Source organism: Pseudomonas sp. NPDC087336, assembly GCF_044744285.1.
GTDB lineage: Bacteria > Pseudomonadota > Gammaproteobacteria > Pseudomonadales > Pseudomonadaceae > Aquipseudomonas.
Genome location: NZ_JBIUYA010000017.1, coordinates 18,050 through 43,561, shown reverse-complemented (window position 1 = coordinate 43,561; position 25,512 = coordinate 18,050). Strand labels below are relative to the sequence as shown.

Here is a 25,512-nt window from a genome sequence, read left to right as displayed (position 1 = left end):
AGGGTGGAGTCCTCAAGCGGGTTGCGACGGGATGACGTTGCGCACGAACTCACTGGCGCCAACTTTCGGCTGCGCCAACAGCGCCTGACCAACGAGACCGTTCCAGTAAGTTTCCGAACCTTCGCTGACGCGCCACTCATGCAGGCGTCGGGTGTACAGCTGCAGATCCAGCTCTTCAGTCACGCCGATGGCACCGAACAGTGCGTGAGCCGTGGCAGTGACTTGCGGCACCGCCATGCTGGTGCGGGCCTTGGCCATGGCTGCGGCAATCGCGTCGGGAATCGAACGATTGCCGGTGAAGGCCCGTTCGGCGGCGATACGGGAAGCCGCGACCTGCTCGGCCATTACGCTGAGCTGATGCTGCACCGCCTGAAACTTGCCGATGGCCTTGCCGAACTGGACCCGGTCATTGCAGTACTCGAGTGTCATGTCGAGCGCCCTCTCCATGGCCCCGGCAACGGCCGCGGCATGAATCGCAGCGCTGAACAGACGAACCTCTTCGCCATTACCGCCTAGCGAGATACCGTCGGCATCCTGTGGCCAATACAGCGTGGCGCACTGGCTGCGGTGGACACCGCTGCAGACGCGTCGCGCCTGACTGCAATCGAGCAACCGCAGCTCACCGCCCAGATTCACCAGGGCGAAATCGGCCAGTGCGCCATAAGCCATGCGCGGAGCGCACACACCGCCATCGGCCTCTCGATAAGCGGAGCCGGCCAGGGTCAGCATGCCGGTCGGTGGCGCATGCGGGCAGTCACGCATCAACGCCCGGGCGGCAATGCTCTGGGCAACCGGAAGCGGCAGGGCATAACGTCCAAAGGCGAGGAAAATCGGGAACACCGCTGCCAGCGACAACCCCGCTCCGCCGGACACTTCCGGCGTCAGCAGTTCCAGAAAACCGCCGTCCTCCAGCTCACGCCACAACGCGGTGGCGCGATCACCGTTTTCAACCGCGCGGACCTGTGCCGGTGCGCACAAGTCGTTCAGTATTTTCTCTATGGCTTCAGTGAACATGACGATGTTTTCCTATTCGATATCAACGCAGGCCCAGGCCACGGGCAATCATGCCGCGCAGGATTTCCCGGGTGCCGCCGCGCAACGAGAAGGTCGGAGCGACCTGATTCAGGTAGGCGACGGTCCGGTACAACTCCTCGTCGATCGGAGCATCCGGATCAACGCTGATCGATGCGGCAATCGCCCCCGGAATCGCCTGTTCGAATTCGGTGCCGATGTCCTTGACCAGCGCTGCCTCCACCACCGGGCTTTCGCCCTTCGCGAGCAAGGCTGTCAGCGCCAGCGACAGGTTGCGCAGGCTGGTCAATTGCGTGATGAAACTGCCGAGCAATGCCGTTTCGGCGGCGCTGGCACCGTTGCGACGCAGGGTGTCAGCCCACAGATCGAGCAGCACCACGCTGGAGTAGAAGCGCTCAGGCCCACTGCGCTCGAAGGCCAGTTCGGCGTTGACTTGTTTCCAACCGCTGCCCTCCTCGCCCACCAAGGCGTCTTCGCTGAGCAGTACATCGTCGAATGCCACCTCGGAGAAATGCGCATCACCGGCGAGGTCGACAATCGGGCGGATGCTGATACCCGGTTGCTTGAGATCGATGATGAATTGCGACAGTCCGCTCTGGCGGTCTTCGGGCGCACCGCTGGTACGCACCAGGGCGATCATGTAGTCGGCGTGATGTGCGTTGGTGGTCCAGATCTTGCGCCCGCTCAGGCGCCAGCCACCTTCGCAACGGGTGGCGCGACTGCGCACGCTGGCCAGGTCGGAGCCTGAATTGGGCTCGCTCATGCCAATGCAGAAGAACGCTTTGCCGGCGCAGATGCGCGGCAGGTAGAAATCTTTCTGCGCATCGCTGCCAAATTTCAGGATCAGCGGCCCGCTCTGGCGATCGGCGATCCAGTGCGCGGCGACCGGGGCACCGGCCGAAAGCAATTCCTCGACCAGGACAAAGCGGCTGAACGCATCCAGCCCGGCACCGCCATAGGCTTGCGGCAAGGTCAGGCCGACCCAGCCACGCCGGGCCAGTTCGCGGCTGAATGCGGCGTCGAATCCGGTCCAGCTGCGCGCTCGCACATCGGCCGCAACCCGTGGCAGATGCGCTGCCAGAAAGGTTTTGACCTCGCTGCGAAAGGCTTCCGCGTGTTCCGGTAGCGCGGTCAAACGAAAGGCGTCGAGCAGGCTGCTCACTGGCCACCTCCGTCGACTTTGCCGTAGAGCGTCACCACACACGCGCCGCCCAGGCCCAGGTTGTGCGCCATCGCCAGGCGCGCACCTTCGACCTGGCGCTGATCGGCGTTGCCGCGCAGTTGCTGGGTCAGCTCATAGCACTGCGCCAGACCGGTAGCGCCCAGGGGATGGCCTTTCGACAGCAGGCCGCCGGACGGGTTGACGACGATTTGCCCGCCGTAGGTGTTGTCACCGTCCATGACGAATTTTTCCGCGCCGCCTTCAGGGCAAAAGCCCAGCGACTCGTAACAGATCACTTCGTTCTGGGCGAAACAGTCGTGCAGTTCGCAGACATCAATGTCCTGCGGGCCGACGCCGGCCTTCTCGTAGACCTGGCCGACGGCTGCGTGGGTCATGTGCGTGCCGACCCAGTCGAGCATCGACGGCTTTTCGAAGTTGAAGGATTCAGGGGTGTCGGTGGTCATTGCCTGGGCAACGATTTCCACGTCACGGCGCAGGCCATGCTTCTTGGCAAAACGCTCGGAAACCAGGATCGCCGCGGCGCCGCCGCAGGTTGGCGGGCAGGCCATCAGGCGGGTCATGACGCCCGGCAGAATCACTGGGTCGTTCATCACGTCTTCGACGCTGAGCACCTTGCGAAACAAGGCCAGTGGGTTGTTGGCTGCATGACGGCTGGCCTTGGCGCGCACGGCGGCGAAGGTTTCCATTTTCATGCCGTATTTCTGGATGTACTCGCGCCCGGCACCACCAAAGGTACGGATGGCCTGAGCCATGCCATCCATATCGGCGGTGAGACCACGCAGGATCGGCAGGAAACGCTCGCGGGTGGGCGGACGGTCATCCCAATGGGATTTCAGCGCACCGGCCTGCATTTGCTCGAAACCCACCGCCAGGACGCAATCGACCGAACCGGATTCGATAGCCTTGCGCGCCAAATACAACGCTGTGGAACCGGTGGAGCAGTTATTGTTGACGTTGACCACCGGAATTCCGGTCATGCCGACTTCGTACAGCACGGTCTGGCCGCAGGTGGAATCGCCGTAGACGTACCCGGCGTAAGCCTCCTGGACCAGGCTGTAATCGATCGCCGCATCGGCTAGGGCACGGCGTACCGCTTCGGCGCCCATCTGGACGTAGGTCGGGCTCTCGCTCGGCTTGCGAAACGGGATCATGCCGACACCGGCTACCAGTACTTTTTCGCTCATGTTGTCACCTGAAAAAATGAGGGGGAAAGGATCACAACTGGCGCGCGATGAGTTCGCGCAGCACTTCGCTGGTGCCACCGAAGACGCGGGTCACGCGCATGTCTACGAAAGCGCGGGCGATCGGGTACTCCATCATGTAGCCGTAGCCGCCGTGCAACTGGACCATGTCGTCGATGCACTTCCACAGGGTTTCGGTGGCATAGAGCTTGGCGATGGCCGACTCCTGAACCGTCAGGCGACGCCGCATGTGCTCGCCGATGTAGTGGTCGACGGTCAGGCGCACGGCCGTGGCCTGGGCCTTGATGTCGGCCAGCTTGAATTTGGTGTTCTGGAAGTCCCAGACGGTCTGGTTGAACGCCTTGCGGTCCTTCACATACTCGACGGTCTGTTCCAGCAAGCGTTCGAGTTTGGCGGCGCAGTACAGCGCGATCACGAGGCGCTCCTGCGGCAGCTCTTCCATCAGGTGCATGAAGCCTTTGTTTTCTTCACCGAGCAGGTTGCCCACCGGCACGCGCACGTTGTCGAAGAACAGTTCGGCGGTGTCGGCCGCATGCTGGCCGACCTTTTCCAGCTTGCGCCCGCGACGGAAGCCTTCACGGTCGCACTCGACCATGATCAGGCTGCAACCCTTGGCGCCGGCACTCGGGTCGGTCTTGCAGACGACCACCACCATGTCGCAGGTCAGGCCGTTGCTGATGAAGGTCTTGCTGCCGTTGATGACCCACTCGTCACCGTCACGCACTGCGGTGGTGCGGATCGCCTTAAGGTCCGAACCGGTGCCAGGCTCGGTCATCGCGACGGCCAGTACGGTTTCGCCGGTGCAGATTTTCGGCAGCCATTTCTGCTTTTGCGCTTCGGTGCCCAGACGCACGATGTACGGCGCAACGATGTCGGAGTGCACGCCCAGGCTCCAGCCCGAAACGCCAGCGCGATACAGCTCTTCGATCAACACCGCCGAATGCCCGAAATCACCGCCACCGCCGCCATACTCGGTCGGTACGGTGAGGCACAGCAGGTTATGGCGACCGGCCTTGAGCCAGGTTTCCCGGTCAACCTGGCCAGCGGCGTCCCACTGCGCCTGCTGGGGCAGGCATTCACGCTCGAAGAAACGCCGCGCGGATTCACGCAGCATTTCGTGGTCTTCACGGTAGACAGTACGGTTGATGTGCATCGGGATCTCCAGTGGATGGCCAGGCAAGGCTTGCGCCTGGTTCGTGAGTCCACTGTATTGACGCGGGTGGGTGGTGAAGCCACCCGGATCGGGTAGCGAAAATAGAGGGTTTGAAACACCGCACTGTAGGAGCCGGCTTGCCGGCGAAGGGGCCCTTGAGTATTGCGGTGAATGTGAGGGAGCCTTCGCTGCGATGCGGCGACCCGACAAGCCAGCTCCTACAGGGGGTTGCGTTGTGGAGGGGGTTATTTGCGCAATTCGCGCTTGAGGACTTTACCGGCGGCGGAAAGCGGCAACTCGTCGCGGAACTCCACGCTCTTCGGGCATTTGTAGCCGGCGATGAATTCCCGGCAATACAAGCGCAATTGCTCGGCATCGACCTGGGCGCCGGGCTTGCGTACCACCACCGCGTGCACTGCCTCGCCCCATTGTTCATGGGGAACGCCGATCACTGCTGCCAGCGCCACGGCTGGGTGTCGGGCGAGCACATTTTCAACCTCCGCCGAGTAAACATTCTCGCCACCGCTGACGATCATGTCCTTGAGACGGTCGACGATGAACAGGTAACCCTGTTCATCCATGTATGCGGCGTCGCCGGTATACAACCAGCCATCGCGCAAGGCCCTGGCGGTTTCTTCGGGTTTGTTCCAGTAGCCCTGCATGATGTTCGGCCCGCGAACGATGATCTCGCCCACCGTGCCTCGCGGAACTTGCTGGCCTTGCGGGTCGACGATCTTCACGTTGACTCCCAACCCGCCACGCCCGACTGAACGGGACAAACCCTTCTGACGCGCTTGCGGCGTGTGATTGCACGGCAGATTGCTCGACACCACCGGGCAGGCTTCTGTCAGCCCGTAGGAATGAGAAAGCTCCAGATCCGGAAGCCGGGCCAACACCTGCTCCACCATTTCGCCCGCGCTGGGAGACGCGCCGTAGGTCAGGCGTTTCAGGCTACCGAGGTCATGGCGATCGAAGTCCGGATGGGCCAGCAACGCGAGGATCATGGTCGGCACCAGCAGTGTCTCGGTGATCCGCTCTCGCTCGATCACCTGCAACACCTCAGCCGCGTCGAAACCCGACAGCAGCACATGGGTTTCACCGGCCATGAACTGGATCAAGGCGCGGGCCATGCCGGCGACGTGGAACAACGGGGCGACGTGCAACAGCCGGCCGTCATGGATCGGCGGCATGTCGACCATGCGTGGCATGCACGCCGACCACAGGTTCAGATGAGACTGCATGACGCCCTTGGGAAACCCGGTGGTGCCGCCGGTGTACATGATGCAGGCGAGGTCTTCCCCGCCGCGCCCGGCATCCTCGACCGGCGTTGCCTGGGCCAGCAACTGCTCATAACCGAGCATGCCCGGCGGGACTTCACCGCCCCCGGCGTAGATAAATCGTGGCGCCTGGCGGGCGCCCTTGCGGATAACTTCGGCCATCGCCGCGAAGTGCTCGTCGACAATCAGAATGTCGGTGGCGCAATCATCCAGCGAATAGACAATTTCCGCTACGCTCCAGCGAATGTTGACCGGGTTGAGCACCCCGCCGCCCCACCAGACCCCCATGATGTACTCAAGATAACGGTCGCAATTGAGCGCCAGCATACCGACCCGGTCCCCCGCCGCCATGCCCAGATTCTGCAAGGCGCCCGCCAGGCGAGCGACATGCTCACCAAACTGGCGATAGGTCTGACGGCGATCGCCGAAGATCGTCGCCAGGTGCTCCGGGTTCTGCTGCAGGGTGCGTTGCAGACACTGGGTCATGTACATGGTGTCTTGCCTTTCCAGGTGGTGAAGACACCGTTGGCCCGCAACACCAGACGCTCGCCGACCTTCAATAGGCAGCTGGCGTTGATGAAGGTGCCACCGGTCTTGAGCACTTCCACATGCGCCTCCAGCCATTCGCCTTCGCGCACCGGTCCGATGTAATCGACGTTCAGGTTGACCGTCAGCGCTACCGATGGCGGCCGCAGATGGCGCCGCAAAACGATACCGAAGGCGCTGTCCGCAACCGTGGCGAGGAAACCGCCATGGGCGATGTGCACGTAGTTGAGGTGGTGCGGCTGCAGACGAACGGCCACGATCGACCGTTCATCATGGAGGAAAAAATCACCGCAGTTGCGCAGGAAGCCTGAAAGGCTTTCCAGCGCTGTGAACCCCTCGGGGATCGTTGCCCCTCCATTGTCCAGCGCCATCAGCTGACACTCCGATCCTTGCCGGCCCAGAAGGGTTCGCGCAGATCACGCTTGAGCACCTTGCCAGCACCGGACAGCGGCAACGCGGCGCGGAATTCGACCGACTTCGGCGTTTTGTAGCCGGCGATCTGTCGACGGCAATGCTCTATGATCTCGGCGCCAACAGCCTCGCGATCAGGCTTGAGCACAATCACCGCGTGGACCGCTTCGCCCCACTGCGCACACGGAATACCGATCACCGCACAGGCGGCGACAGCCGGGTGACTGGAAATCGCGCTTTCAACCTCACCCGAATAAACGTTTTCGCCACCACTGACGATCATGTCCTTGAAGCGGTCGACAATGTAGATGTAGCCGTCGTCGTCCATGTAGGCACCGTCGCCCGTGTGCATCCAGCCGCCGCGCAGGGCCTGGGCCGTCTCTTCGGGTTTGTTCCAGTAGCCGAGCATGATGTTCGGGCCACGCACCACCACTTCGCCAACCGTACCGCGCGGAACTTCGTTATCGTTTTCATCGACGATGCGCACCGTCACACCCAGTCCAGGGCGCCCGGCCGAGCGCAACCGGCCATTGGCGATGCCTTCGGGGCCATGGTTTTCCGGGCCGTTGGCGGAGATGGGCGGCGCGGCCTCGGTCATGCCATAGCCTTGGGTGAATTCGACATTCGGCAAGGCTTTCAGGGCAAGTTCGAGCAAGGGCACGGCAATCGGCGAGGCGCCATAGGTCAGGCTGCACAGGCTGCTGAGGTCGTAGTTGGCGAACTCCGGATGCATGATCAAGGCCTGGATCATGGTCGGCACGATCAGGATGTCGGTGATGCGCTCGCGTTCGATGGTTTGCATCACGTTCAGAGGGTCGAAGGACGGGACGAAGATGCTCGGCAAGCCCAGCAATGAGATGAGGATCACCCGCGACAGCGCGGCCAGGTGGAACATCGGAGCGATGTGCAAGGTCAGCGCATCGGCTGGCACCGGGACATCGGCGGCACGGGCCACGGCGGCGGACCACAGGTTCATGTGCGACTGCATCACGCCTTTTGGCCGGCCAGTGGTGCCACCGGTGTACATGATGCTGGCCAGGTCGTCACCGCCACGAAAGGCATCATCGACCGGCTCGGCGTCACGAATCAGTTGCTCGTAAGACAGCATGCCCTCAGGCGTCGGTCCTTCGCCGATGTGAATCAACAGTGGCCGCACCCTGGCAGTGCCGGCAATGCTTTCGGCCATGGACAGGAAGGTGTCGTCGATCATCAGGATGCGTGTATCGCAGTCATCCAGCGAATAGACGATTTCCGCCACGCTCCAGCGAATATTGACCGGGTTGACCACACCACCGCCCCACCAGGTGGCCAGGTAGTACTCGAGAAAACGATCGGAGTTCAGACCGAGCAGGCCCACACGGTCGCCGGCCTGCATGCCCAACTGCTGCAAGGCACCGGCCAGGCGGGCTACGCGGTCGGCCAGTTGCGCATAGGTGTGGCGCCGGTCGCGGAAGACCGTTGCCAGGGCATGAGGTCGCTGCTGCAAAACATGGTGCAGTCCTTGGGTCAGATACATGATGGCTTCCTGTGAATTATTGTTGTCAGGTCAAAACGCATACAGTCACTGGGCGGTGCGTCATGCACCGATGTATTTGGGTGTGCGTTGCTCGACCAGGGCCACGCGCCCTTCGGCGTGATCCTGGCTGTCGCGCAGCAACCCCCAGTGCAAGTGGGCTTGAATCACGAAATCCCGGGGCGTCAGGTGTGCGGTCTGCACCGCCAGCTGCTTGATCGACTGCACCGCCAGGGGGCCATTGGCGGCAATGCGCTCGGCCAGGCTCAGGGCGGCGGACATCAACCGTTCTTGTGGCAAGAGGTCGATGATCAGCCCGATGCGCAAGGCTTCTTGAGCGTCGATCGGTTCACCAGTCAGTGCCATTTTCATGGCGTGGGCGGCAGGCACAGCGCGCAACAGGTATTGCACGCCTCCCGCCGCCGGAATCGTCGCATCGCGAACTTCGGGCAACGCGAACGCGGCATGCTCGGCCGCAATGCGCAGGTCACATTGCAGCGCCAGTTCAAAACCGCCGGCCAGACAAGCGCCATTGATGGCGGCGATGATCGGCTTCCAGATCTCCAGATCGCTGAGATCGAACAGACGCGCGTAGCCGCCCTCCTCAGCCTCGGTCTCGCGGCTTTTCAGCGCTGCGGCAATAAAACCGGACTGTCCGCGCGAAGGATCGCGTGGACTCACCCCACAGCAGAACGCCTGCTCACCGGCGCCGGTCAGCACGATGACCCGCACCTGCTCATCATCCTGGCAAGCCACCAGCGTCTTGCGCAGGTGCATCAGGTCGCTGATGGACAGTGCATTGTTCGACGCCTGCGCATCGAGCGTAATGACTGCCACGTGATCGATGATCTTGAACTGAATGGCCATGGACTAACCTCTAGGTTTTTATGGGAGGGAGGTCAGGCCTTGAAGCCCAGGCCCAGCGAATGCAGACGCTCGATGGCGACGCTGTCGAAACCCCAGTCACGCAGCGCTTGCTGACCGTGCTCGCCCCGTTGCGGCGCCGATCGCGGCTGCGCCGAAGGCGTGCCGAGAAAGCGCGGTGCCGGAACGGGCTGGACGACGCCATCGACCTCGATAAAACTGCCGCGGGCCACGCTGTGGGGATGTTCGGCCGCTTCGGCAAGGCCCAGCACCGGCACCACACAGGCATCGCTGCTGGCAAACGCTTCGGCCCACTGTGCACGGGTACGACTGAGGAAGGCCGCCGTAAAGGCCTCACGCAGGCGCGGCCAGCCCGCCCGGTCGTGCTGACGCGGCAGGTCGGCGCCTGCCAACCCGAGGATTTCCAGCATTTGCGCGTAGAAACGCGTCTCGATCGGACCAATCGACATGTACTGCCCGTCGAGGGTTTCGTAGGTGTCATACCAGGGGGCGCCGCCATCAAGCAGGTTGCTGCCGCGCTGTTCGGTCCAGTGACCGCCGGCCAACAGGCCCCAGACCACCGAACCCAACTGCGCCGCGCCTTCGGTCATGGCCGCATCAACCACTTGCCCGGCCCCGCCACGTTGCACATTCACCAGCGCCGCCAGCACGCCCATCGCCATCAGCATGCCGCCACCGCCGTAATCGCCCACCAGGTTAAGTGGCGGCACCGGCCGACCACCCGCCGGGCCGATGGTCGACAGCACGCCGGACAAGGCGATGTAGTTCAGGTCATGGCCGGCACGGTCAGCCATCGGCCCGGTCTGCCCCCAACCGGTCATGCGCGCATAAACCAGTCGTGGATTACGCGCCAACGCCACTTCCGGGCCAAGACCCAGGCGCTCCATGGTGCCGGGGCGGAAGCCTTCGATCAGCACATCGGCCCGTTCGATCAATTCCAGCGCGGCGGCAACGCTTTGCGGACATTTCAGGTCCAGAGTGACGGAGCGCCGATTGCGCCCTGTAATGTCGGCGCGCTTGCCTTCAAACTTCGGCCCCAGGTCGCTCGCGGCCACCGGACGGTCGATCCGCACCACGTCGGCCCCCATGTCCGCCAGCAGCATCGTGCCAAAAGGCGCCGGACCGATTGCCTCAAATTCCACCACTCGAATGCCGCTCAGTACACCCATTGCCGCCGCTCCATTGTTCTGACGGAGCGCCCTTGCAGCACCCCTATTTTGTGGCGTCCAGTTAATCAATCCCCAATTCGCCGACCACCACCCGCATCGGGTGGCGAATGCCAAACACAGGGCCATGACTGGCTGGCGGTGCGTTACACTCCTCTGGATTCAGTGCACTCCCAAAACAAAAAAGATTCGGACAGCCCCATGGATAAACCCCGCAAGTCCAAAGCCTCGGACACGCATTCCAGCCTGGTCTTGAATCCGACTCAGTCGCCGATCGTCAGTACCAAACTGATTCCGCCACGCAGCGCCGGGCGCCTGATTTCCCGTGAACTGCTGCAGGAGCAAATGCTCAAGGCCCGCCGCCAGCGCTGCATCGTGCTCAAGGGGCCCGCGGGTTGCGGCAAGACTTCGACGCTGATTGCCTGGCGTCAGGCGCTGTTACCGCTAGGCTTCGACGTGGCCTGGCTGACGCTGTCTGCCGATGACAATGAACTGACTCGTTTTCTGGATTACTTGCTGGCCAGCCTCGGTCACGTCGACCCGGACCTGGTACACGAAGCCACCCAACTGGAAGGTCGCGGCATCGACAGCGAGGCGGTGGAACGCACCGTCATCACGCTGGTGCGCAGTATTGCCAGCCGTGGCCGTGAACTGGTGCTGGTGCTCGACGACCTCCATCACCTGACCGACGTCGGGATTCATCAGGCCCTGCAATGGCTGATCGACTACGCACCGGCCAATCTGCACCTGGCACTGGTGTCACGCAGTGCCGTGCCTTTGTCCCTGGCGCGGTTGCGCAGCCAGGAACTGGTGTTGGAATTGAACCTGCGCGACTTGCGCTTCACGCCCGCCGAGTCCGAACGTTTTCTCAAGGCACAATTGGGCGAGATCAGCCCCCGCGATGCCAAGCTCATGCATGAGCTGACCGATGGCTGGGTCGCCGGACTGCAGTTGCTGGCCGTCAGCCGCAAGAAAAATCGCCCGCTCGCCGCCGCGACCGACCAGGCACAGGTGCGCGACGACCAGGCGTTCGCGAAGTTTTTCGAAATCGAAGTGCTGTCCCATCTGTCGCCTACGGATCTGGACCTGATGCTGCTCATGGCTGTTTGCAACCGCTTCTGTGCCTCGCTATGTGCCGCCCTCAGCGGCAACCCGGAAGCAGTCCGCGAAGCCAATGCCCTGCTTGCCCGCCTGGAGCGGGACAACTTGTTCCTGATCCCTGTGGACGCCGCCCAACGTGAAACCTGGTATCGCCTGCATCCGCTGTTGCGCGAAACCTTGCTCAAATACTTCGATTCGCGCAGCAAGGCCGAACAACAGGCCGTGCACGCGCGGGCCTGGGCCTGGTTCCGGGATCACCAGCACCTGGATGAAGCAGTACACCATGCCGTGATGGCGGGCGACCCGGATGCCGCTGCCGACCTGGTGCAGCAAAACGCCGAAACGCTGTATGCCCACGGCGACTTGCGCATGTTGATCGAGTTGGTTCGGCTGCTGCCGGTCGAACAAGTTCAGGCGCGAGTAAAGCTGCGCATCCTCAAGGCCCGGATGCAACTCTATGCCCGGGATTTCGCGGCGTGCGCCAACAGTCTCGATCAATTGTTCAACGACGTGCCCGAGACTGACGTTCACGATCGATTCATGATCGCGATACTGCGCGCCTCTCTTGCGCTGCAGCGTGATGACACGGACGCGGCAATGACGGTGCTGCCGCAGTTGCTCGACCCGCCACAGGGCAGCAACAGCGTGGCCATCGGTTCGTGCGCCAATATTCTTTCCTGGCTCTACATGCACCGGGGCGAATACGAAAAGGCGCGCCAGATACAACTCGACCGTCCCCTGCTGCTGATCAATGGCGAACCCCTTTTGGGGACCACCGCTGGCAGTCTGCAGGGGCGCTGCATGATCGGCTTGAGCCACGCCCTCGAGGGCCAGATGAAACAGGCGGAGCGGGTCTATCGGGATGTGATGCATGAAGCCGCCCAGTGCGGCAAGGCCGGCGCCGACGCGACTTACCTGTCCGCCGCACTGCTGGGCGAGGTGCTGTACGAGACCAATGACGTCGATGCAGCTTTTAAACTGCTTTCGGGCTGGATCGACATCCTTGAACGCATCTCGATTCCCGATTCGGTACTGCGCGTGATGCAGGTGCTGTGGAATGTGCAATGGCTGGCAGGCAATCACCAGGAAGCCCTGGCCTATGTCGAACGGCTCGACGAGTACGCGATCAAACTCGGCCTGGAGCGCCTGCAGGCCTACTGCCTTACCTGGCAGGTGCGCTGGCTGATGATTCTCGGTGAGCATGCGCAGGCCCAGGCCAAACTGGCGCGCCTGGAAGCCATCGATGCGCGCCACCCGGATGCCGGGCAAAGCGCCCTGAAGGAAATCCATATCCTGGCGGAGAACGCGCGAGCACGCTGGCAGATTCAGCAAGGCGACCTGGACGGCGCCTTGAAGCGTATCGAACAACTGATCGAAACCTGCGAACTGCACCGCCGCCAGCTTGGCTCAGTACGGTTGCTGGTACTCAGTGCGGTGATCGAATCCCAGCGCGGCAATGCCGATGCCGCGCGTGATCACGTCATGGAGGCGCTGCGACGCGGGCAACGCTTCGGCTTATTGCGCAGCCTGCTCGATGCCCACCCGGACGCACTGAAACTGATCACCGACATCGCAAGCAAAGAAACCCTGGACCCGGTGCTGGCGTTCTACGTCGAGCGCCTGCAAGCGGCGCAAGTGACGGTGCCCGCCGCATCGACCGGCAAACCCTCCCCGGTCTCGACAGGCAAACCCCTCGCCACCGGCATGGAGCCGTTGAGCGAGCGGGAAATCGAAGTTATGCGCCTGCTGGCCCAGGCCCTGCCCAACAAGAAAATCGCCCGTGCCTTGGGACTGTCCCCGGAAACCGTGAAATGGCACCTGAGTCATATCTACAGCAAGCTCGGGGTCAACAGTCGCGATGAGGCGGTGGCGCGGGTGCGGGACCTTGAGTCGCAGGGTGATCCCGCCCCGCAATAACAGACCTGCAACGACCCTGTGGTGTGCCTCTCCCGCCGGCAAATTCTCTCCCCGCCACCCGCCTCGGGTGGCGTTCCCACCAGCCCCCCCACCCTATCGTAACCCTCAGTTCAAAGGCGCACGTCGCGCCTTGCATCAGCGCCTGGCCCAAGCAAGCCGGCCCGTGATCATTGAGGAGTCTTGCGTGCATATCGCCCGAACCGTTTTCCGCGACGACCATGAAATGTTTCGCACAACCGCACGCCGTTTTTTCGAGCGAGAGTGCGTGCCGCGCCAGGCAGCCTGGGACAAAGCCGGGCAGGTCGACCGCGAGACCTGGCTCAAGGCCGGCCGCGAAGGTTTGCTCGGCATCACCCTGCCCACCGAATACGGTGGCGGTGGCGGTGATTTCGGTCACTGTGCGGTGTTCAACGAGGAATTCGCCCGGGCCGGCGTGAGTGGTGCCTACTTCGGTATGCACTCTGACGTCATCGCCCCGTACATCAACCGCTGCGGCAACGAAGAACAGAAGCAGAAGTGGCTGCCGGGCATCTGCTCCGGGGAGATCATCCTGGCCATCGCCATGACCGAACCCGGCACCGGCAGCGACCTCAAGGCCGTGCGCACCACCGCCGTGCGCGATGGCGACGAATACGTGATCAACGGCAGCAAGACCTTCATCAGCAACGGCCTGACCGCCGACCTGGTCATCGTCGTGTGCAAGACCGACCCGGCCGCCGGCGCCAAGGGCATCAGCCTGATCGCCGTGGAAGCCAGCCGCGCCGGTTTCAAGCGCGGGCGCAAGCTGGAGAAGGTCGGTCAGGCCGCCGCCGACACCTCCGAGCTGTTCTTCGACAACGTGCGAGTGCCCGTGGGCAACCGCCTCGGCGAGGAAGGCCTGGGCTTTACCTACCTGATGGGCGAACTGCCCCAGGAACGCTTCTCCATCGCGGTTTCCGCCGCCGCGAAGCTTGAGCGTCTGCTGGAGCAGACCCTGGAGTACGTGAAAGACCGCAAGGCTTTCAACCAGACCGTCTGGGACTTCCAGAACAGCAAATTCAAGCTCGCCGACATCAAGGCCCAGGCCACCGCCATGCGGGTGATGGTCGACTACTACCTGGGCGAGCACATGCGCCGCCGCCTGACCCTGGAAGAAGCGGCCATCGCCAAGCTCTACACCACCGAAACCCTGTGGAAATGCATCGACGACATGGTCCAGCTGCATGGCGGCTACGGCTACATGATGGAGTACCCGATCGCCCGCGCTTTCGTCGACTCGCGCGTCAATCGCATCTACGGCGGTACCAGTGAAGTCATGCGCGAAATGATCGCGCGCAAGCTCTGACCCTCTAAAACAAAAAAGGAAACACACGATGAGCAATAAGGTATTCGTTGCTGGCGTCGGCATGATCCAGTTCAAGAAACCGGGGACCAACGAGCCCTACGATGTCATGGGCGAACAGGCGATCCGCCAGGCCCTGGCCGATTCGGGTGTGGATTTCAACGACATCCAGCAGGCCTACGCCGGTTACGTCTATGGCGACTCCACCTGCGGCCAGAAAGCCCTGTACCGCGTGGGCATGACCGGCATTGCGCTGATCAACGTCAACAACAACTGCGCTACCGGCTCCAGCGCTCTGTTCCTCGCTCGCCAGGCCGTACAAAGCGGCGCGGTGGACTGTGCCCTGGCGTTTGGCTTCGAACACATGAACCCGGGTGCCTTGAAATCCGCCTGGACCGATCGCGCACCGGCCACCGAACGTGCCCTGGTGCTGGCCAACGAGCTGATCGGCATGCCTGACCTGCCCAATGCCATCCGCCAGTTCGGCGGCGCCGGCTACGCGCACATGCAGAAGTACGGCACCCAGCTGGAAACCTTTGCCAAGATCCGCGCCAAAGCCAGCCGTCATGCCGCCAATAACCCGCTCGCCGTGTTCCGCAACGTGGTGAGTACCGAAGAAGTCATGGCCGCGCCGATGTTGTGGGAAGGCGTGATGACGCGCCTGATGGCTTGCCCGCCGACCTGTGGCGCGGCCGCAGCCATCGTGGTGTCCGAAGCGTTCGCGAAAAAGCATGGCCTGCGCACCGACGTGTTGATGGCTGGCCAGGCACTGACCACCGACCTGCCAAGCACCTACGACGCGAGGGACATGATCCGCGTAGTCGGTTTCGACATGACGCGCATGGCCGCTGACATTGCCTACAACCAGGCCGGCATCGGCCCGAAAGATGTCGACGTCATCGAGCTGCACGACTGCTTCGCACAGAACGAACTGCTGACCTACGAGGGCCTGGGCCTGTGCGCCGAGGGCGATGGCGAGCGACTGGTCAACGACGGCGACAACACCTATGGCGGCCAATGGGTCACCAACCCGTCCGGCGGCCTGCTCTCCAAGGGCCACCCTCTGGGCGCCACCGGCCTGGCCCAGTGTTTCGAGCTGACCCACCAATTGCGTGGCACCGCCGAACAACGCCAGGTGCAGAACGCCCGCGTCGCGGTGCAGCACAACCTCGGCCTGGGCGGCGCCTGCGTGGTGACCGTGTACCAGAAGAACTGACACGCCTGTTCAGCAAAGGAGCCATTTCGATGATCGACAAGAAACACATCGGCAGACAACTGCCCACTTTCCTCGTGACCGCCGAAGCCGGGCAACTGCGCTTCTTCGCCAAGGCCATGGGTGAAACCAACCCGATTTACTTTGACGAACAGGCCGCGCGCGATGCCGGGTATCCCAACCTGCCGCTGCCGCCGACCTTTCTGTTCTCGCTGGAGTTCCAGATTCCCTCGAACGCCTGGCGCGACGAACTGGGCATCGTCACCGCGCGTATTTTGCACGGCGAAGAATCCTTCCGTTATCACCGCATGGCCCATGCCGGCGACACGCTGCGCTTCGATGTGCGCATCGCCGACATCTACGACAAGAAAGGCGGCGCCCTGGAATTCGTGGTGCGCGAAACCCGAGTCACCAATCAGCACGGTGAGCACGTTGCGGACCTGCGCAGCGTGCTCGTGCAGCGCAACAGCTGAAGCGGAGAACACAGATGAACGCGATAAGCCTGGAAAAAATCAACATCGGCGACACCCTGCCACCGTTGGCCCTGCCGCCGATCAACCGCACCACCCTGGCCCTGTTCGCCGGTGCGTCGGGTGATCACAACGCCATCCACATCGACACCGATTACGCCCGCCGGGCGGGCATGCCCGACGTGTTTGCCCACGGCATGCTGTCGATGGCCTACCTCGGTCGCTTGCTGACCCAGTGGGTCGATCAGCGCCAATTGCGCGAGTTCGGCGTGCGTTTTCTTGGCATCACCCACCTGGGCCACCAGATCACCTGCACCGGTGCCGTAGTCGACCGCTTTGAAGTCGACGGCGAGCAACGCATCAAGGTCGAAGTGCGCACCACCAATCAATACGGCGAGACCAAGATCGTTGGTGACGCCGTGATCGCTCTGTAAACAAAACTGATAACTGAGGAGCAACATTCCATGGCAAAACTCGAAGGCAAAGTCGCACTGGTCACCGGTTCCGGTCGTGGCATTGGCCAGCAGATCGCCCTGAAACTGGCGAGCGAAGGCGCGCGCATCGTGATCAACGACCTGGACGCCGATCCGGCCCACGAGACCGCTGAAATGATCCGCAAGATGGGTGGCGAAGCCGCTGTCTGCCACGGCAACGTCAGCGCCCCTGATTTCGGCGACCGCTACATCAAGACAGCGATGGACAACTTCGGCAGCATTGACGTCATCGTCAACAACGCCGGCTACACCTGGGACGACGTGATCCAGAAGATGAGCGACGAGCAGTGGTACGCGATTCTCGACTGCCACATGACCGCGCCCTTCCGCATCCTGCGTGCCGCCTACCCGATTATCAAGGCCCAGGCCCTGGCCGATGCGGCGGCAGAACGCGAAGTGTTCCGCAAAGTGGTGAACATTTCTTCGGTTTCGGCCCTGAACGGCAACGCCGGGCAAATGAACTACTCGTCGGCCAAGGCCGGTGTGATCGGCATGACCCGTGCGCTGGCGCGTGAATGGGGTCGTTTCAAGGTCAACGTCAACGCTGTGGCCTTCGGTTTCATCGAAACCCGCATGACCAAGGCCGACGCCCACGCAGGCGCCACGGTGAACATCGAAGGCCGTGACATTCGTGTCGGCATCAGCCCGGAAGCGGCCAAGTCGTTCGCCCAGCGCAACCCGCTAGGTCGTCCGGGCACCGTGCAGGAAGCGGCGGACGCGGTGTATCTGTTCTGCTCGCCGGAGTCGAACTACATCACCGCCCAGACCATCGCTGTCGCCGGCAATCTGCAATAAATAAAACCGTAGGAGCGAGCTTGCTCGCGATGGACGCCAACGATGACGCGGGCTGTCTGACTGATCGCGTCGTTCTGGCGCTTATCGCGAGCAAGCTCGCTCCCACAGGCCGCAGGATCAAACCATGAACATGACTGAAAACAACATCCGCCTGGCCGCCATCAAACTGATCTCGCGTAACGGCTACGGCTCGATGAGTCTGCGTCAGCTCGCCACTGAAGCCGGTGTCAACGCCTCGACGCTGTATCTTTACTACAAAGGCAAGAACGAACTGCTGCTGGAGTTGATCCTCGAGTACTTCCAGGGGTTGTCTCGGGAGTGGACCCGGCGCCGGCCGAAAAAGGCTGTGACCGCCGATGTAAAACTGCTCGCCTTTATCGCCTGCCACGTGCGCTATCACCTCGAACATCAGGACGAGGCCAAGCTCGGCAACCTGGAGTTCAGAAGCCTCGACGAAGAGGATCTGGAGCAGGTCCGCCAGGCCCGGCGCCTGTACCTGAAAGCGTTGCAGGAACTGCTGGAACAAGGCGTCAAGGAGGGTTCGCTCAGTTGCGCCGAACCGAAACTGATGGCGCGTACCCTGTTCAACATGCTCACCCACGCCTGCGTCTGGTACCAGGACAATGGTCGCTGGGGCATTGATGACGTTATTCGACATTACTCGGAACTGGTGCTGAAAATGCTCGGTGTCACACCCATCCCGTCGCCGCGGGTCTGCGTCCCGCGAACCGTAATGACACGGCGCTCCGCACCGATGGAGATTCGCCCATGAGCGATCTCATGCAGCCGTTTTCCATGGCCGGCAAGACGGTGCTGGTGGCCGATGCCACTACCCGCCTGGGCGCGCATTTCGCCCGTCTGATCAGCCTTGCCGGAGCCCGGGTGGCGCTCGGCGGGCAACACCCTTCGCAACTGGAGCAATTGGCGGCAGACCTGCGCTGGGAAGGTGGCGAAGTGTTGATCGTCAGTCTCGACAGTGCACGTCGACCCAGCATCGAAGCCGCGCTAGACGTCGTGCAGGAACGTTTCGGCAACGTTGATGTGCTGATCAACAACAGCTCCGAACACGAGCACATTGCCCTGAACAATCATCTCGTCCACTGCACCAGCCTGCATATGATCAGGGCCGAACGCGGTGGCAGCATCGTCAATATCGAGCCGCCCCCCCGCCCCATCAGCGAGCCCAACCCCTGCCTGCGCAGCAACAGCAGCCTGATCCGAATGAGCCGTGCCATGGCCCAGTCGCTGACGCCACATCGCATTCGCGTCAACGTCATCGCAGCCGGTCGGGACAAGGGCGCCGCCCTTCAAACACTAAACGGCCCCCTGCTTTTGCTGGCCAGCGGTGCGGGCGCCAGCGTCACCGGTGCCGTGCTGCACATCGACAGCCACAACATCTGAGTGGACGCCCATCTACCGTAGGGGCTGGCTAACCGGCGAATATGCCTACAAACATCACGCCGCTTTCAAAACGCCATCGCTGGCAAGCCAGCGCCTACGGAAGACTGGTGTCTGACCACGTGATCCGCATCGCCCGGCCAGTTTTCGCAGCCACCTGATATGGGTGGCGTGTCGACGCAGAAGACGCTCGAACATGGCGGCTGGTCGCCCTGCGCGACGCCCGTCAACAAGGAGCCAGTCAGATGACTCGCATAAAAAAGTGGCTGCCGAAACTCGCCCTGATGGCGACTACGGTCATGGCGCTGTCGACAACCGCCGGCGCCGCGGAAAAACCCAACATTCTGGTGATCTTCGGCGATGACATCGGCCAGACCAACATCAGCGCCTATTCCATGGGCGTGGTCGGCTACAAGACGCCAAACATCGACCGCATTGCCCACGAAGGTATGCTGTTCACCGACTATTACGCGGAGAACAGCTGCACCGCCGGACGCTCGTCGTTCATCACCGGGCAGTCACCGCTGCGCACCGGTCTGACGAAAGTCGGTGTACCGGGTGCGCCCATCGGTATACAGAAGCGCGACATCACCATCGCCCAGGCGCTCAAGTCCCAGGGTTACGCCACCGGTCAGTTCGGCAAGAACCATCTGGGTGACAAGGACGAGTTCCTGCCAACCAACCACGGTTTCGACGAATTCTTCGGCAATCTCTATCACCTCAATGCCGAGGAAGAACCCGAGCGCCCCTACTGGCCCAAGGATGACCCGGACTTCGTCAAGTCTCGCACCCCACGCGGGGTGATTCACAGCTACGCCGACGGCAAGATCGAAGACACCGGCGCGCTGACCACCAAGCGCATGGAAACCATCGACGACGAAACCACCGCCGCCGCCCAGGCGTTCATCGAGAAACAAGCCAAGGCCGACAAGCCATTCTTCGTCTGGATGAACACCACGCGCATGCACTTGTTCACCCACGTGCGTGATTCGATGAAGGGGCAGAGCGGCATGCCCGGCAACGAATATGCCGATGGCATGCTCGAACACGACGGCGACGTCGGTAAACTGCTGAAAACCCTTGATGACCTGAAAATCGCCGATAACACCATCGTGGTGTACACCACCGACAACGGCCCGAACCAGTTCTCCTGGCCGGACGCGGCGACCACGCCGTTCCGCAACGAGAAGAACTCCAACTGGGAAGGCGCCTATCGCGTTCCGGCGATTGTGCGCTGGCCAGGCAAGATCAAGGCCGGTGAAGTGTCCAACGAGATGTTCTCGGGCATGGACTGGTTCCCTACCCTGCTCGCCGCTGCCGGCGAAACCGATGTAAAAAACAAGCTTCTCAAAGGCTGGGCTCCCACCTCGGGTGCCAGCAGTTTCAAGGTGCACCTGGACGGCTACAACCAACTACCCTACCTGACTGGCCAACAGCCCAAGGGCGAACGTCGCGAGTTCTACTACTTCAACGATGACGGCGTGCTGGTGTCGATGCGCTACGACAACTGGAAAGTGGTGTTCGCCGAGCAACGCGAGCCCGGTGGCTTCACGGTATGGAGCAGCCCGTTCGTGCCGTTGCGCGTGCCCAAGCTGTTCAACTTGCGGATGGATCCCTATGAACGGGCCGACATAGTCTCGGATCAGTATTACGACTGGACCGTGAAGAACTCGTACCTGCTGGCAGCGGGTGTGACCAAGGCGGCTAGGTTCCTGCAGACCTTCATCGAGTATCCACCGAGCCAGAAACCGGCCAGCTTCAGCATCGACCAGATCCGTGCGGCGGTAGACGCGAAGATCGAAGAGAAAAACAAGGCGCAGACGAAGCAATGAGATAAGGCCGCCGCTGCAAGTCAGCGGCGGCATTTTATGCTACAGAAACCCGCACAGATGCCCTGCCCCCGGCCGATGCGTTCTGGTCTCTGACGATGTACGACGGCAAGAACAAATTGCTGGTGGCCAACCCGCTCAATCGCTACCTGATCAATTCGCGCATGCTGCCCGGCCTCAAGCGCGACAACGACGGCGGACTGACCTTTTACGTACAAAACGAGGCACCGGCCAAAGCAACTGGCTGCCAGCGCCGAACGGACCGTTCCTCGGCATTCTGCGCTTGTACCTGTCAAAACCCGTGTCTGGGACACCGGCAAGGGAGCAACATTGCCAGGCGCCCGCATTCCCATGTCATGGCGAGTTGCACAGTAGAATCCTCCCCTGTACGCCGGCCATTTTTACAACCACCGAAAGAGTGGGCGCTATCCCCACCCATCGCGGGTAGCGGCAAGGGCCCACAGTGATCAGTAGGCTACTCCTTCATGCGTGGTATCCGGATTCTCTGCTGACGGAGTGGCAATGAAAAACAACGAAAGCCAAGAGGCTCACCCTGACCAGCAAGGAACGGCAGGTGTAGGGACAGCCATGCCCGACTGCCCCCCCATTGGCATGCCCCGCATACTGCGCGCGCGCACACCTGACCGCGAGGCTCGGGCAATTCTGCGGATGGTTAACTTATCGACCAGCGTGCGCCCCGTCGAAAACTACTCGCTGCCCAAACTGCGCCAAGGCTGGAAGTTTGCGGCACTTGCGCTTGGGCGCCGACTGCCGGTGGCGTCAGTGACCGAGCAACAGATCGAAGGGCCTGGTGGTGCGATAGCGCTGCGAATCTTCAAGCCCGCCAAGTCCGACCAGCCACGGCCGGCATTTGTGTGGTTTTTCGGCGGCGGGTTCATCATCGGCGACCTGGACACTGCCGATGGGATCTGCCGCAGTATTGCGCTCGCCGCCGATTGCATTGTCATTGCCGTGCGCTACCGCCTGGCGCCGGAACACGACTTGTCGGCAAGCCGCGAGGATGCCCTCGCGGCGCTCAACTGGGTCGCAGCGCATGGCGCGCAATTGGGTATTGATACCAGCCGGCTGGCGATTGGCGGCGACTCCGCAGGTGGCAACCTCAGTGCCGTCCTGGCCCAGGAAACGTTTCGCCGTGGCGGCCCGGACCTATGCCTGCAAGTGCTGGTGTACCCGGCCACCGAATTGGCAGAGAAGTTCCCTTCCTACGCGGAAAACGCGCACCGGCGTGCCCTGCTAACCGATCATGCCGTGCAATGGATAGAGCAGACACTCGCCGCTTCGTTCAGCACTCTGAACCTTCTGGACCCTTGGTATTCGCCCCGTCGCAGCCGCAACCTGCGCGGTCTTGCGCCGGCGGTGATCGTCACTGCCGGCTTCGACCCGATTCGCGATGACGGCCTGGACTATGCCGCCCGCCTGCGTAATGCCGGTGTGCCGGTGCATTTGCTGCACTACAAGGGCCAGTTCCATGGCTTTCTCAATTTCGATTCGATAAACGGTGCCGGCCGGGACGCATTGCAGCGCATCGGCGAAGCGCTGAAGGAGGCATTCGAGCGCAAACCCGCAGCCGACAGGACGATAGAGATTGCCGATAGATCACCGCGCCGGCGCTCACGTCTGCGCGCAACCGCCGGCGAGGTGGCGACCTCGACCCTGAGTGCCTGGGTGGCGACGGAACGTTGGAGCCATACCCTGTTGCAGTTGCTGTCGCCGAAGGCGGCCAGCGCCTGCCGGCTGCTGTTGAAGCCCTGGTTCATTCCCACGGTTCTGATCCGGAGCAAAGCCATCGCCGGCCTTGATCTGCTGGCCGCGCGCCAGACCTATCCGACCGAGAAAACCTGCACTGTGAAGCATTGATCAAGGAGCATGTCATGCCACTACCGGATCCGCTGAAGCTGTATCGCGAGGCCATCAACAAGTTTGAAAACGGCGTCAACGCCCTGGCCTCCCGCCATTTCGACTCCAAAGAGCTTGGCTTGGTGATCAATCAGTTGTCCAAGGTTTCGCTCGGATTGCAGCACCTCTCGGAATCGTCACTGGAACGATTGTACAAGCGCATGGACCTGCCCAGCCGCTCCGAAGTCGCCTCGCTTGCCGCCGCCTTGCAGCGCGTCGAGGACAAACTCGATCGACTGTTGCCAGCGCCGACCAGTGAGACGATAGCGCCGCGCCCCCCACGCACGCGACGGCCGGCAGCCGAGGCGGCTGCCACTGCAGCGGATACGAAAAAACCAGCGCTCAAACTGGCGGGCAAGCGAAAGCCAAGGAAAGGAGGCAGTGATGAGCCGACCGCTTGATAACCAGGGCACTGACACTTCGCTGGCAGACCGGTTGCGATCGGAAGTCGGCATGATGGTGCAGCGCAGCCTCAAGGGCCTGGAGTACATCAGCACGCCGGCACCGGCCGTCGGGATGACCCCAAAGACGTTGCTGTATCGGCGTGGCACGCTGTGCCTCTACCACTATCACGCAACCTCGGACGAGATTTACCGGGTACCGCTGTTGTTCGTCATGGCGACAACCAACAAGGCAGCCATCTTCGATCTGGCAAAGGGTCAGAGCCTGATCGAGTTTCTCCTGGCACGCGGCTATGACGTCTATGTCATGGATTGGAATGCGCCAACGCGAGAGGAGGCACATTTGAAGTTCGAGCACTATGTGCTCGACTTCATTCCTGACTGTATCGCCCGGGTGCAAAAGGATTCGGGGATCGAGGACGTGACACTGGTCGGCTACTGCATGAGCGGCGTGCTTGCGACCCTGTATGCGGCCCTGCATCCTGGCGGCCCGCTGAAGAACCTGGTGTGTTTCACCACGCCCATCGACTGGACGAAGATGGCCCTTACCAGCCAACGCCATTTCCAGGCCGAACGCTTGATCGATGGGCAAGGTATCGTTCCGGCACGGGCCATTGTCCGGGCGTTCGATATGCAACGTCCCGCCGCCCGCATTGCTGGCCAGGTCCGGCTCTGGGACAACATGTGGAACGATGACTACGTCAAGGGCTACCGCATGATGGCGCGTTTCGGTAGCGAGACCTTGCCGCTACCAGGCGAGTACTTCCGCCAGATCACGCGGGAGCTGGTGGAAAAAAATGGGCTTTACGAAGGCACCCTGCGCATCGGTGGCAGGCCAGTCGACCTGAAGCAGATTGAGGTACCGCTGCTTCACGTCATCGCCAAATATGACTCCTTGGTTCCGCCGGAATGTGCGCAGCCGCTGGTCGCTGGCGTAGGTTCGCAAGACAAGGAGGAACTGGTGCTGCCGGGTGGCCACGTCAGCCTGGTGGCGGGACCGGCCGCGATCAAGCGGATGTGGCCCAAGCTCGATCAATGGTTAGGGGGACGATCCATATGAGTACTGCTGTTTTGCGTGGCTATCCGCGCAGCCTGTCGTGCAATGCTTCAACAGTCGTAATCCGCTTGATGACCGCGGCCGATGGTCCCGCATTGAGCGCATTTGTCCAGACATTGTCTTCGCGCGACCTGCTGTTCGTGCGTCGCGATATCACCCACCCGAAAGTCATCATGGCCTGGCTGCAGGCACTTGAGCAGGGCAATGTAACGAGCCTTGTGGCCTATGATGGCGATGAACTGGTGGGTTGCACCGCGATCGTCTCCGATACCCTGTCATGGTCGCGGCATGTGGGCGAAATGCGCGTGCTCGTGGCACCGGCTTGGCGCGGCTGCGGGCTGGGGCGCGCGCTGATTCAGGAATGCTTTGCGTTAGGCCTCGAAAGGGGGCTCGAAAAGTTGACCGTTCAGATGACGGTCGACCAGCAGGCCGCCATCACAGTGTTTGAAGAACTGGGTTTTCGCGCCGAAGCTGTACTTCACAAACACGTGAAGGACCATGAGGGTAATGCCTACGACCTGGCGTTGTTGAGTCACGACGTCGCTGAGGTACAGGCACTGATGGAGACCCTCGGTGTCCCCGAAGCATTGGATAGCGAGGGTTAAGGTGTGTTGGTCGGGCCGCGCCAATGCATGGCCCCTGGCGCCTCACCCTTAAGTCGATCTTCTTGAATGGCCGCTGTGCCGCATGATTGCCTTATCTATAATGGGTCGATTCTGTTGAAAAAATCGGCCATGGTTTCCACGGCAGAAAAGTAAGCGCTTGAGATTGAAGTCTTTACTTTGTGCAGAGGATTGCGGGCTCAGATTTCGCGTGGCTGTTGGGTGGGTTCCACGCCTCGCCGTGTCCTAACGTGGCCCCCCTGGTACCTGCTTCTCCGCGTGCCCATCTAACAGACACCTTATAGACACGAAAATCCACGCCCAACAAAAAGGGCTTACCGAAAAATCGGTAAGCCCTTGATATTCATGGTGCCCGAAGCCGGAATCGAACCGGCACGCCCTTACGAGCGGGGGATTTTAAGTCCCATGCGTCTACCAGTTTCGCCATTCGGGCGGTAGCGCGGTGAAGCAGAGGGGGGAATATATACATCCCGTCCGGTCGAAGCAAGTTCGCGACGGTGTTTTTCGAACACTGGATCGAACCGATTGCGGAAAAAAAAGCGCTTTAAATCATGGATCTACGGTGCTTTTTTACAGCATCGGGCAAGATTGACAACGAACTTGCCCCC

At 61.8% G+C, this 25,512-nt stretch carries 22 protein-coding genes, 1 tRNA gene and 1 pseudogene; 14 read left to right on the top strand and 10 right to left on the bottom strand.

Going from position 1 to position 25,512, the window contains the following annotated elements; all coding sequences use genetic code 11:
• Window positions 1-12 precede the first annotated feature (12 nt).
• From ACIO0C_RS18205 to ACIO0C_RS18165, 9 genes are all read right to left on the bottom strand, one after another.
• Window positions 13-1,014 carry an acyl-CoA dehydrogenase family protein gene (locus ACIO0C_RS18205; protein ID WP_401314279.1) on the bottom strand — a complete coding sequence of 334 codons (1,002 nt, stop codon included), beginning with the start codon at window positions 1,012-1,014 and terminating at the stop codon, window positions 13-15.
• A 22-nt stretch (window positions 1,015-1,036) separates the two neighbouring features.
• Window positions 1,037-2,194, bottom strand: a complete 1,158-nt coding sequence (locus ACIO0C_RS18200) for an acyl-CoA dehydrogenase family protein (protein WP_401314277.1) — start codon at window positions 2,192-2,194, stop codon at window positions 1,037-1,039.
• Window positions 2,191-3,399, bottom strand: coding sequence for a lipid-transfer protein (locus ACIO0C_RS18195; RefSeq protein ID WP_401314275.1), 1,209 nt, complete (start codon window positions 3,397-3,399; stop codon window positions 2,191-2,193). Before ACIO0C_RS18195 ends, ACIO0C_RS18200 begins: the two co-directional genes overlap by 4 nt.
• Before the next feature lie 31 nt (window positions 3,400-3,430).
• Window positions 3,431-4,570 carry an acyl-CoA dehydrogenase family protein gene (locus ACIO0C_RS18190; RefSeq protein ID WP_401314273.1) on the bottom strand — a complete coding sequence of 380 codons (1,140 nt, stop codon included), beginning with the start codon at window positions 4,568-4,570 and terminating at the stop codon, window positions 3,431-3,433.
• Between the two features lie 245 nt (window positions 4,571-4,815).
• Complete coding sequence (locus tag ACIO0C_RS18185) at window positions 4,816-6,339, bottom strand: long-chain fatty acid--CoA ligase (RefSeq protein ID WP_401314271.1); 1,524 nt, start codon at window positions 6,337-6,339, stop codon at window positions 4,816-4,818.
• Window positions 6,330-6,764, bottom strand: coding sequence for a PaaI family thioesterase (locus ACIO0C_RS18180; RefSeq protein WP_401314269.1), 435 nt, complete (start codon window positions 6,762-6,764; stop codon window positions 6,330-6,332). Before ACIO0C_RS18180 ends, ACIO0C_RS18185 begins: the two co-directional genes overlap by 10 nt.
• Window positions 6,764-8,320 (bottom strand): long-chain fatty acid--CoA ligase, encoded by a 1,557-nt coding sequence (locus tag ACIO0C_RS18175; RefSeq protein WP_401314267.1) that lies wholly within the window; start codon window positions 8,318-8,320, stop codon window positions 6,764-6,766. The genes ACIO0C_RS18180 and ACIO0C_RS18175 overlap by 1 nt, the downstream gene beginning before the upstream one ends.
• Window positions 8,321-8,380: 60 nt before the next feature.
• Window positions 8,381-9,184 (bottom strand): enoyl-CoA hydratase/isomerase family protein, encoded by an 804-nt coding sequence (locus ACIO0C_RS18170; RefSeq protein ID WP_401314265.1) that lies wholly within the window; start codon window positions 9,182-9,184, stop codon window positions 8,381-8,383.
• A 32-nt stretch (window positions 9,185-9,216) separates the two neighbouring features.
• A complete protein-coding gene (locus ACIO0C_RS18165; protein ID WP_401314264.1) occupies window positions 9,217-10,371 on the bottom strand; it encodes a CaiB/BaiF CoA transferase family protein in 1,155 nt (384 codons plus the stop codon).
• A gap of 198 nt (window positions 10,372-10,569) precedes the next feature.
• Between ACIO0C_RS18165 and ACIO0C_RS18160 the strand changes: the two genes are divergently transcribed.
• From ACIO0C_RS18160 to ACIO0C_RS18095, 14 genes and pseudogenes are all read left to right on the top strand, one after another.
• Window positions 10,570-13,386, top strand: coding sequence for a LuxR C-terminal-related transcriptional regulator (locus ACIO0C_RS18160; RefSeq protein WP_401314263.1), 2,817 nt, complete (start codon window positions 10,570-10,572; stop codon window positions 13,384-13,386).
• A gap of 223 nt (window positions 13,387-13,609) precedes the next feature.
• Window positions 13,610-14,710, top strand: a complete 1,101-nt coding sequence (locus ACIO0C_RS18155; RefSeq protein ID WP_401314414.1) for an acyl-CoA dehydrogenase family protein — start codon at window positions 13,610-13,612, stop codon at window positions 14,708-14,710.
• 28 nt (window positions 14,711-14,738) lie between these two features.
• Entirely contained in the window at window positions 14,739-15,923 is a 1,185-nt protein-coding gene (locus ACIO0C_RS18150) for a lipid-transfer protein (RefSeq protein ID WP_401314261.1), read from the top strand.
• 29 nt (window positions 15,924-15,952) lie between these two features.
• Window positions 15,953-16,393: a MaoC family dehydratase N-terminal domain-containing protein gene (locus ACIO0C_RS18145; protein ID WP_401314260.1), complete on the top strand. Its 441-nt coding sequence runs from the start codon at window positions 15,953-15,955 to the stop codon at window positions 16,391-16,393.
• A 14-nt stretch (window positions 16,394-16,407) separates the two neighbouring features.
• Window positions 16,408-16,824, top strand: a complete 417-nt coding sequence (locus ACIO0C_RS18140) for a MaoC family dehydratase (RefSeq protein WP_090320285.1) — start codon at window positions 16,408-16,410, stop codon at window positions 16,822-16,824.
• Window positions 16,825-16,854: 30 nt separating this feature from the next.
• Window positions 16,855-17,679: an SDR family NAD(P)-dependent oxidoreductase gene (locus ACIO0C_RS18135; RefSeq protein ID WP_401314257.1), complete on the top strand. Its 825-nt coding sequence runs from the start codon at window positions 16,855-16,857 to the stop codon at window positions 17,677-17,679.
• Between the two features lie 124 nt (window positions 17,680-17,803).
• A complete protein-coding gene (locus ACIO0C_RS18130; protein ID WP_401314255.1) occupies window positions 17,804-18,451 on the top strand; it encodes a TetR/AcrR family transcriptional regulator in 648 nt (215 codons plus the stop codon).
• On the top strand, window positions 18,448-19,080 hold the full coding sequence (locus ACIO0C_RS18125) for an SDR family NAD(P)-dependent oxidoreductase (RefSeq protein ID WP_401314253.1): 633 nt from the start codon (window positions 18,448-18,450) through the stop codon (window positions 19,078-19,080). Before ACIO0C_RS18130 ends, ACIO0C_RS18125 begins: the two co-directional genes overlap by 4 nt.
• A gap of 242 nt (window positions 19,081-19,322) precedes the next feature.
• Window positions 19,323-20,909, top strand: a complete 1,587-nt coding sequence (locus ACIO0C_RS18120) for an arylsulfatase (protein WP_401314251.1) — start codon at window positions 19,323-19,325, stop codon at window positions 20,907-20,909.
• A gap of 59 nt (window positions 20,910-20,968) precedes the next feature.
• Window positions 20,969-21,207: pseudogene (locus ACIO0C_RS18115) on the top strand (DUF1214 domain-containing protein); the annotation flags it as partial.
• Window positions 21,208-21,575: 368 nt separating this feature from the next.
• Window positions 21,576-22,784, top strand: a complete 1,209-nt coding sequence (locus tag ACIO0C_RS18110) for an alpha/beta hydrolase (RefSeq protein ID WP_401314249.1) — start codon at window positions 21,576-21,578, stop codon at window positions 22,782-22,784.
• Window positions 22,781-23,224, top strand: coding sequence for a hypothetical protein (locus ACIO0C_RS18105; protein ID WP_401314247.1), 444 nt, complete (start codon window positions 22,781-22,783; stop codon window positions 23,222-23,224). The genes ACIO0C_RS18110 and ACIO0C_RS18105 overlap by 4 nt, the downstream gene beginning before the upstream one ends.
• Window positions 23,208-24,284, top strand: coding sequence for an alpha/beta fold hydrolase (locus tag ACIO0C_RS18100; RefSeq protein ID WP_401314245.1), 1,077 nt, complete (start codon window positions 23,208-23,210; stop codon window positions 24,282-24,284). Before ACIO0C_RS18105 ends, ACIO0C_RS18100 begins: the two co-directional genes overlap by 17 nt.
• Window positions 24,281-24,886, top strand: a complete 606-nt coding sequence (locus ACIO0C_RS18095; protein ID WP_401314243.1) for a GNAT family N-acetyltransferase — start codon at window positions 24,281-24,283, stop codon at window positions 24,884-24,886. Before ACIO0C_RS18100 ends, ACIO0C_RS18095 begins: the two co-directional genes overlap by 4 nt.
• A 364-nt stretch (window positions 24,887-25,250) precedes the next feature.
• On the opposite strand, the gene ACIO0C_RS18090 is transcribed toward ACIO0C_RS18095, so the two are convergent.
• Window positions 25,251-25,337, bottom strand: a tRNA-Leu gene (locus ACIO0C_RS18090).
• Window positions 25,338-25,512 lie beyond the last annotated feature (175 nt).